This is a genomic window from Photobacterium sp. OFAV2-7 (genome assembly GCF_022347985.1).
Lineage (GTDB): Bacteria > Pseudomonadota > Gammaproteobacteria > Enterobacterales > Vibrionaceae > Photobacterium.
In genome coordinates, this window is sequence record NZ_JAKRFQ010000222.1 from 1 (window position 1) to 6,514 (window position 6,514).

5 protein-coding genes are annotated in these 6,514 nt (G+C 49.8%); 4 read left to right on the forward strand and 1 reads right to left on the reverse strand.

Annotation, left to right across the window (positions count from 1 at the left end):
• The 4 genes from MHN01_RS12820 to MHN01_RS12835 form a co-directional block, all read left to right on the forward strand.
• On the forward strand, positions 1 to 1,344 hold a 1,344-nt coding region (locus tag MHN01_RS12820), incomplete at its 5' end, for a molybdopterin cofactor-binding domain-containing protein (protein ID WP_239411701.1).
• Between the two features lie 312 nt (positions 1,345 to 1,656).
• The gene (locus MHN01_RS12825) at positions 1,657 to 3,072 is read left to right on the forward strand and encodes a solute carrier family 23 protein (protein WP_239411702.1); all 1,416 of its coding nucleotides are present in this window, start codon (positions 1,657 to 1,659) and stop codon (positions 3,070 to 3,072) included.
• A 156-nt stretch (positions 3,073 to 3,228) separates the two neighbouring features.
• A complete protein-coding gene (gene guaD, locus MHN01_RS12830; RefSeq protein WP_239411703.1) occupies positions 3,229 to 4,545 on the forward strand; it encodes a guanine deaminase in 1,317 nt (438 codons plus the stop codon).
• Positions 4,546 to 4,708: 163 nt separating this feature from the next.
• Positions 4,709 to 6,091, forward strand: coding sequence for an NCS2 family permease (locus tag MHN01_RS12835; RefSeq protein WP_075765071.1), 1,383 nt, complete (start codon positions 4,709 to 4,711; stop codon positions 6,089 to 6,091).
• 189 nt (positions 6,092 to 6,280) lie between these two features.
• Here MHN01_RS12835 and MHN01_RS12840 read toward each other — a convergent pair.
• The coding region (locus MHN01_RS12840) for a molybdopterin-guanine dinucleotide biosynthesis protein B (RefSeq protein ID WP_239411704.1) at positions 6,281 to 6,514 on the reverse strand (234 nt) is incomplete at its 5' end.

Genomic DNA, 6,514 nt, shown 5'->3' on the forward strand with positions numbered 1-6,514 from the left:
ACCGGTCCTTACGGTAACCATGCCCTGACAGTACCTTCTAATGGTCCTGCACTGTCGTTGCCGCTTTACCCGATTGATAATGTGCGCTTTAAAGTGACCACTTATTACTCAAACATCTGTCCGACCGGTGCCTACCAGGGTTATGGTGCGCCGAAAGGGGTGTTTGCTCTGACGATGATGTTGGCGGAACTGGCCGAAGAGATCGATATGGATCTGCTTGAAATCATCGAGAAGAACCGTGTCCATGAAGGGGATCCGCTGAAGATCAAAGGTGCTGTTGGTGAAGGTGACCTTCCTGCCGAGCCACCTCGCGTACTGTCTTGTGCACTTGACGAAGTTCTGCGTCAGGGCCGTGAAGAATTCGGTTGGGATACTCCGAAAGAAGACTTGGGCGGCGACTGGACAGTCGGTCGCGGCGTCGCAATTATTCAGCAGAAATCAGGGATCCCTGATATCGACCAGGCCAACTGTAAAGCCAAGTTGGCTTCAGACGGTACTTTGATCGTCCACTCTGGCGGTGCAGATATCGGTACCGGCCTGGATCTGGTGGTAGGCAAAATTGCGGCCGAAACACTGAAGATGCCACTGGAAGAAGTGACTGTTATCTCGGGTGATACCGACCACTGCCCGTTTGATAAAGGTGCTTATGCCTCTTCCGGAACTTGTTTCTCTGGTAATGCTGCGAAGAAAGCTGCCGAGGCCATGCGTGAGCGCATCCTGATGTGCGGTGCCGAGATGCTGGGTGCAGAGGTTGCCGATGTCAAACTTGTCTTCCCAGCTACAGTTGAAGCGAAAGATGGCAAGCAGGTGACTTTCGGTGAGATTGCGCATCAGGCTGAAGGAGGCAAGGGCTGGGGACAGTTATTGACCAGTGGCAGCTTCATTACTTCTGATTTTGCTTTCCCGTATGGTGCGAACTTTGCCGAAGTGGCGGTTAATACTCGTACCGGTGAGATCAAACTCAACAAGTTCCACGCTCTGCTTGATTGTGGTACGCCAATTAACCCTGATTTGGCTCTGGGTCAGATCTACGGTGCGAGCATGCGTGCCATCGGCCACAGTATGAGTGAAGAGCTGATGTACGACGAGAACGGCGTACCGCTCAATACGGATCTGAAGAGCTATGGTGCTCCGAAGATTGGGGATATTCCTCGAGACTTCCGTGCGGCGCTGGTGCCAAGTGATGACCCAGTTGGTCCGTATGGTGCCAAGTCAATTTCAGAAATTGGCGTAAATGGTGCCTCTCCGGCTATCGCAACCGCGATTCATGATGCATGCGGTGTGTGGATCCGAGAGTGGAACTTCACACCAGAGAAGGTGCTACGAGGTCTTAATAAGCTCTAAGTAATTCGAAAAGCGGTTAATTTTCAGGGGATGGGAAATAACCGCTTTTTTTATATATCAATTGATATTAATTACGAGTGAGCTGTCATAGCTTGGCCGGTGTTGACTAAACATGGCTTTAGTCGCGGTGTATTGGGGTAAGGCAACACTTGGCGATTAGCCGGGTGAGAGGCCCTTGGGGATTTTCTGGCTAGGTTATCGATTCCATACTCGTCCAATCTTTCTACGGATGCTGTCTGACTGAACAGGCACAAGAGAAGCTTTAAAGCGGACATCAATCCAGGGAAGTGTGAAGAAACGGATGGTATTGAAATGAAACTCTTTTATAACGTTGAAGACAAGCCTCCTGTCGGAGCCGCAATCTTACTAGCTTTACAGCACATGCTTGCTGCCATGGGGGCGATTATTGCTGTCCCTCTGGTGGTGGGGAGTGCGATCGGGCTGCCTACCGATCAAATGGTTATTCTGGTGAATGCTGCCCTGATGGTCTCAGGGGTGGTAACCATCATTCAGTGTAAAGGCGTTGGTCCTGTTGGGATCCGCCTGCCAGTGGTGATGGGAACTAGCTTTACCTTTGTTGCGATATCAATTTCTATCGGTATGGATGCCGGTGTCTCCGGAATCTTTGGCGCCTCATTGGTGGGGTCGTTGGTGATGATTATCGGTAGCCGGTTCATGCCTCAGATCCGAAAACTGTTCCCGCCTGTTGTCTCCGGAACTGTTGTTGTTCTGATTGGTCTGACTATCTTGCCGGTTTCAGTTGACTGGTTTGTCGGTGGTTTTGTTGGCCAGGAGGGATACGGACAGGTCAGTAACTTGATGCTCGGGTTGTTGGTGCTGGTGGTCGTTATCGTACTGTCACAGGTTGGTAAAGGCATTATCTCGGCAGCTGCAATTGTGATCGGGATGGCAGTTGGTTACCTGACAGCAATCTTCATGGGCATTGTTGATTTCTCTCCTGTTCATGATGCGGCGTTCTTTGCCTTGCCGGAAGTACTCCCGTTCGGGTTGAGCTTTACGGTCAGTGGTATTATCGGGATGTCGATTGCCTATCTGGTTACCATTATGGAATCAACCGGTGACTTCCTGGCTCTGAGTGACGCAACGCATACCAAGCTAACGGGTAAAAAACTGTCTAAGGGGATTTTGTGTGATGGTGTCGGAAGTGCATTGGCATCGGTATTTGGTGCGACGCCTTTCTCCTCCTTTAGCCAGAATGTCGGCATTGTTTCTATAACTGGTGTGGCCAGCCGTCACGTGGTGGCTGTAACCGGTATTATCATGTTGCTCGCCGGTATGTTCCCGAAACTGGGCGGTATCGTGGTGACCATTCCTTCGCCAGTGCTTGGCGGGGCAGGGCTGGTTATGTTTGCGATGATCATTTCGGCAGGGATCGGCATTCTTTCCCGAATTAACTTTACCAAACGAAACATGCTGATTATTGCCGTGGGTGTTGCCTCCGGTATGGCGGTGACTGTTCGTCCTGAAATTCTTACCTATCTGCCTGATTCAATGAGGGTGATTTTAGGCTCTGGTATTACAACTGGTTCTCTGGTGGCGCTGGGACTTAACATCGCTCTGGGCATCAACCGGGCTGACGAAGCCGAAAGTGCCCAGGAAAAGCGTGAAGCGTTAGAAGAGCAAATTAAAGAGTGCGAAGCCTGTAACCGCGCGCTTGAAGAGGAAGAAAACCGTGCTCGCCAGCAGGCAGAGCTGGAGCGAAATTAATACGTAAGAGCCGATAGGTTTTCTGAAAATAGAACACTAAAAAAACTCTACACAACAGATATATAAAAGGTCAGTACGTAGCTTGTTGATGGGATCACCCTACTGATTTCATGAGTTAACAGCAGGTGGGCGTACAAAGACATCAAAGAGGTAATTATGGAATATACCCAATCTATCAAGGCAATTCGTGCATCAATTATGGATATTGCCCATGTGGTCGATAAGCCGGAGGATATCGAAAAGAATGTCCGTTTTATCGAAGATGGTTTGATGCTGGTTGACAATGGCCGTATTGAATGGGTCGGACCCTGGGAAGAGGGTAAGGACTTGGTCCCTGCATCGGTACGCATTCGCAGTTATCCGGGCAAACTGGTGATGCCGGGATTCATTGATACCCATATTCACTACCCACAGGCTGAGATGGTGGGGGCCTACGGGGAGCAGTTGCTTGAGTGGCTGAACAATTACACCTTCCCGACAGAGGCCCGTTACAAGGACAAAGACTATTCACGGGAAATGTCGACTTTCTTTATCAAGCAGCTACTGCGTAACGGTACCACTACCGCGTTGGTGTTCGGCACCGTTCATCCCGAGTCAGTGGATGCCCTGTTTGAAGAAGCCGAAAAAATCAACATGCGGATGATTGCCGGCAAGGTAATGATGGACCGCAATGCACCGGACTATCTGCTTGATACGCCAGAAGTCGGTTACAACCAAACCAAGGAACTGATTGAAAAATGGCACAAGCGCGGCCGTTTGCTGTATGCGATCACTCCTCGTTTTGCGCCGACTTCAACCCCAGAACAATTGGCCATGGCGGGCAAGCTGAAGGAAGAGTATCCAGATACCTATGTTCATACTCATCTTTGTGAGAACAAGAATGAAATTGAGTGGGTGAAAGAGCTGTATCCGGAGCAGGATGGTTATCTTGACGTTTATCATCACCATGGTCTGACGGGCTCCAAGAGTGTGTTTGCACACTGTATTCACCTGGAAGACAAAGAGTGGGACTGCCTCCATGATACGGACTCGGCAATCGCATTCTGCCCGACATCTAACCTCTACCTTGGCAGCGGCCTGTTCAAGTTGCAGGAAGCCTGGAAGCGCAACATCAAAGTGGGTATGGGAACCGATATTGGTGCCGGTACAACGTTCAACATGATGCAGACCCTCAACGAAGCCTACAAGGTCATGCAGCTCCAGCAGCATCGTTTATCTGCATTTGAAGCCTTCTATCTGGCGACTCTGGGTGCCGCGAAATCGCTGTCACTGGATCATTTGATTGGTAACTTCGAAGTGGGCAAAGAGGCCGATTTCGTCATTATTGACCCGTGTGCCACCCCGCTGCAGCAGCTTCGCTATGACAGCTCAAAAGATCTGGCTGAGAAATTGTTCATGCTGATGACGCTTGGTGATGATCGCAGTATTTACCGAACCTACGTTGACGGCCGCTTGGTATATGAGCGCGGCTGATACATCGCTTAAGAAAAAAGATTCAAAAAATATAGAAGTTTAGAGGTAATTAAATCTTCGTTGAGAGGAAGCTCAACACACTTTCTGGGCAGTAAAGGGCACGTCTCATTGATCGAGGTACAGCGCGCTCTTTACTCTCAATGACAAACAAGGAACTATCACCATGTCTGAAAATAGTACAATTCAAAGTGATCCCGCCAATATTGCAACAGAAACAAAACCACAAGGCGGATTAGACGGTTATTTTCACATCTCGGCACGCGGCAGTACCGTTAGGCAGGAAATGGTTGCAGGTTTAACAACCTTCCTCGCGATGGTGTACTCGGTTATTGTTGTGCCGAGTATGCTAGGGGCTGCAGGTTTTAATCAGGGAGCGGTATTTGTCGCAACCTGTCTGGTAGCGGCATTCGGTTCGTTGCTGATGGGGCTTTGGGCAAAATTGCCAATGGCGATTGGTTGTGCCATCTCGCTGACCGCTTTTACCGCATTTAGTTTGGTGCTGGGGCAGGGGATCAGTATTCCTGTTGCGCTGGGTGCCGTATTCCTGATGGGTGTCCTGTTCACCGCTATCACAGTCACTGGCGTGCGTCAGTGGATACTTACTAACCTACCGTTTGGTATTGCCCACGGTACTGGTATCGGTATCGGTTTGTTCCTATTGCTCATCGCCGCTAACGGTGTTGGCCTAGTTGTGAAAAATCCGCATGCAGGTCTACCGGTTACATTGGGTTCTTTTACTTCTCTACCTGTGTTGATGTCCATTATTGGCCTGGCGGCTATCTTCGGTCTTGAGAAGCGCCGCGTACCGGGTGGTATCCTGCTGGTCATCATTGCGATTTCTATTTTTGGTTTGATTTTTGACCCGAACGTAACATACCAGGGCTTGTTCGCCATGCCATCATTTGGTGCTGAAGGTGAATCACTGCTAGGTAGCCTGGATATCATGGGTGCGCTTAGCCCGATTGTTATTCCAAGCGTTTTGGCATTGGTTATGACAGCAATCTTTGATGCGACCGGTACGATTCGTGCGGTAGCAGGTCAGGCTAACTTACTTGATAAAGACGGCCAGATCATTAACGGTGGTAAGGCCCTGACCGCGGACTCAGTCAGCAGTATTTTTGCCGGCTTTGTGGGCGGTGCACCTGCGGCAGTTTACATTGAGTCAGCTGCGGGTACAGCCGCTGGTGGTAAGACAGGTCTGACAGCAACGGTTGTTGGTGGCTTGTTCTTGTTGATGCTGTTCCTATCACCTGTTAGCTACCTTGTTCCTGCTTATGCGACAGCACCTGCACTTATGTATGTTGGTCTGCTAATGATGAGCAATGTCAGTAAGTTGGATATGGCCGATTCTGTTGATGCATTGTCAGGTTTGATGTGTGCGGTATTCATCGTGCTAACGGGTAATATTGTTACCGGTATCATGCTTGGCTTCAGCTCATTGGTGATTGGCCGTGTTATTTCAGGTGAATACAAGCGCCTGAATGTGGGGACTGTTGTTATTGCTGTGGTTCTGGTTGCGTTCTACGCAGGTGGCTGGGCGATCTAGAGTTCGTCATGTTTCCCTTCCATTTTGAAGGGAAGGGAGGGGTAATGCTAACCCCTTCCTTGTCTCTCCCTTGAAAAGTGTGTACAGGGGAGACTACGCACAGATAGCAACTACAGAGTTGCCTCATTACAAAAGCGAGAGCCTGTTGGCTCTCGCTTTTTTTATGGCGATAGGAACAAACGATATTCGTTATTGTTCTTTTAACCACGCAACAACAAACTTGGCGACGTCTTGTGGACGATTCAGATCGAGTTGGGGCAGGGTACACCCGTCAGGGCAGTCGCCGTCGGTGGTAAAGGCGATAATAGTTTCGTCGTTAGGATACAGCAGCGGCTTGCCGTAACTTGGGCGGTGAACCTCTATTTTGGTAAAGGCTTCGTCGCGGAAACCTTCGACCAGTACAAGATCCAACTGGCTGTGATC